The organism is Thiolapillus sp., assembly GCF_048562965.1.
Taxonomy (GTDB): domain Bacteria; phylum Pseudomonadota; class Gammaproteobacteria; order Chromatiales; family Chromatiaceae; genus Thiolapillus; species Thiolapillus brandeum_A.
Genome location: NZ_JBHNMF010000471.1, coordinates 1 through 2,597 on the forward strand (window position 1 = coordinate 1; position 2,597 = coordinate 2,597).

Sequence of the window (2,597 nt, forward strand, 5' to 3'; positions counted from 1 at the left end):
TCCCGGCGTGCCTTGCGCCAGAGGGAAAACAAAGTAGGCCTCCGAACGCGGCGTCCAGTCATTGGGAGCCAAGTACGGAGCAGCAACGAGCTTGCGAAGTTGTTGCGTAGTGCTTGGTGATCAGGACGGCTGGGGCACCAATAGGTTGTCAAAGGCCGAGTCGATTTTGGGGACTGGGATGTCCCAAAATCTTTCACGAGGCCGAAGACACGCTTGTTGTTTTTCAAGCGAAAGAAACAAAATAAACAAGAATATTACCAAGTACTAATTTATCCGCCATATTAGTCGGCTCTAATATTCATTGCTCCAAAAAATTGGGAAACTTCAGTTGCTGGACCACAGTTCAAGGGGTTTCTCATTCTGATCCTGATGGGCGCCGCTGTTCTCGCGGGGGTGATCGGCGATATCAAGGATGCGCTGGTCATACTGTTCGTGGTGATCATCAATGCGCTGCTGGGGTTCTATCAGGAGTTCCGTGCCGAGAAGTCTTTGGCAGCGCTGAAGAAAATCCTTTCCCTGGAAGCCGAAGTCCGCCGCGAGGGTAAAACACGCCTGCTGCCCGCCGAACAGCTGGTCGTGGGTGATATCGTGCTGCTCAATGCCGGTGACCGCATCCCGGCCGATGGCCGTTTGCTGGTTGCATTTAACCTCGAGGTGGATGAATCCTCCCTGACGGGAGAATCTCACACCGTGGGAAAGTTTCCGGACGCACTCGGTTCGATGCAGATCCCCCTGGCCGAGCGGGTCAATATGCTCTACATGGGCACCAGTGTTACCCGCGGCAGGGCTGAGATGCTCGTGACAGCCACGGGCATGGCAACCGAGATGGGGAAGCTGTCCGGTGTTTTGGCAGAAGCGGAAGAGGGGCCTACGCCATTGCAGGTCCAGCTGGACAGCCTGGGAAAACGGCTTGCCCTCATTGCCTGTGTTGTCGTGGTCATCATGCTGGTTGCCGGGCTGCTCAGAGGAGAACCCTGGCTGACCATGGTGATGACAGCTGTTGCCCTGGCGGTGGCCGCCATTCCTGAAGGCTTGCCCGCGGTGGTAACGGTTACGCTCGCGCTCGGTCTGCACCGGTTGGCCAAACACAAGGCCATTGTCAAAAAGCTGGCCGCGGTGGAAACGCTGGGCTGTACCACGGTTATCTGTACTGACAAGACAGGCACGCTTACTGTCAACCAAATGACCGCCCGGGCCCTCTATGCCTGTGCGCATCTTTTTGAGGTAGAAGGCCAGGGCTATTCCACACGCGGGCGGATCGTCCTGGATGACAGTTTCAAACTCTCTGATCTTGATGCGGTGTTGCGGTGCTTCAGCCTTTGCAACGATACCCATCTGCGAAGTGGAAAAGTTGTCGGTGATCCGATGGAGGCAGCATTGCTGGTTCTGGCAACCAAGGGCAATCTGGATCCACAGAATCTGCGGGAATCCATGCCGCGCATTGCAGAAATTCCTTTTGATGCTGCGCACAAATACATGGCGACCTTTCATTTGGTGGAAGGGCGGGTGCAGGTCTTTGTAAAAGGTGCGCCTGATGTGCTCATCGAGCTGTGTACAGGCTGGCGCGACTGCGAACGGGAAGCGCTGCCGGAAGCCGACTGGAAAGCTGTTTTCACGGCGCACAATGAGCTGCTCGCCAAAAAGGGTTTGCGCGTGCTGGCAGGCGCCAGCCGCAGCTTGTCTGTAAAGGAGTTTGACCCGGCAGGTGATCTGTTTGTGTACATGGAGGGGTTGTGCTTCGAAGGACTGGTTGGATTGATGGATCCACCGCGACCTGAAGTGCGTGATGCTATTGGTCTCTGTCATGAGGCTGGTATAGCCGTGAAGATGATTACCGGTGATCAGAAAGTAACGGCAGCTGCGATAGCTGCGGAGCTGGGTATCAGCGGTGATGTTTTGACCGGTTCTGAACTTGAAGCCCTGGATGATGAACAGCTTGCGGAGCGTATCGATGCGCTGGGCGTTTTTGCGCGTGCCACACCGCAACAGAAAGTGCGCATCGTGCGCGCGCTGAAGAGTCGTGAGCACGTTGTCGCCATGACTGGAGATGGGGTGAATGATGCGCCGGCACTGAAGCATGCCGATATAGGAGTTGCCATGGGGGTCAACGGCACAGACGTCACACGGGAAGCTGCCACCATGGTTCTTACCGACGACAATTTTGCCACCATCGTGCGTGCTGTCAGGGAAGGGCGCACCATTTATGACAATATCGTCAAGTTCGTTCGCTTTCAGTTGTCGACGAATATCGGTGCGTTGCTGGCGGTGTTCACTGCCCCTTTTCTGGGATTACCCCTGCCTTTCAGTCCCATTCAACTGCTGTGGGTCAATATCATCATGGATGGTCCTCCTGCCATGGCTTTGGGTGCAGACCCGTCACAACCGGGCGTCATGGATGTGCCGCCGCGCGCGAGGGATGAACGTATTCTGTCCCTGCGGCGAATAGGGAATCTTACGGTTTACGGGATTACCATGGTAGCGGGGACTCTGGGTATTCTGTTCTGGGGGATGCAGCACCGGAGTGAACAACAGGCGTTGACCCTGGCTTTCACCACCTTTGTGCTGTTTCAGGTTTTCAACGCATTCAATGCGCGGGC

General features: G+C 55.8%; 2 protein-coding genes. One reads left to right on the forward strand and one right to left on the reverse strand.

Annotated features, from left to right (window positions below):
• A partial coding sequence (locus ACOCD2_RS16490) for a hypothetical protein (RefSeq protein WP_293649255.1) occupies window positions 1-197 on the reverse strand: 197 nt, incomplete at its 3' end.
• 172 nt (window positions 198-369) lie between these two features.
• Between ACOCD2_RS16490 and ACOCD2_RS16495 the strand changes: the two genes are divergently transcribed.
• A partial coding sequence (locus ACOCD2_RS16495; RefSeq protein WP_293674896.1) for a cation-translocating P-type ATPase occupies window positions 370-2,597 on the forward strand: 2,228 nt, incomplete at its 3' end.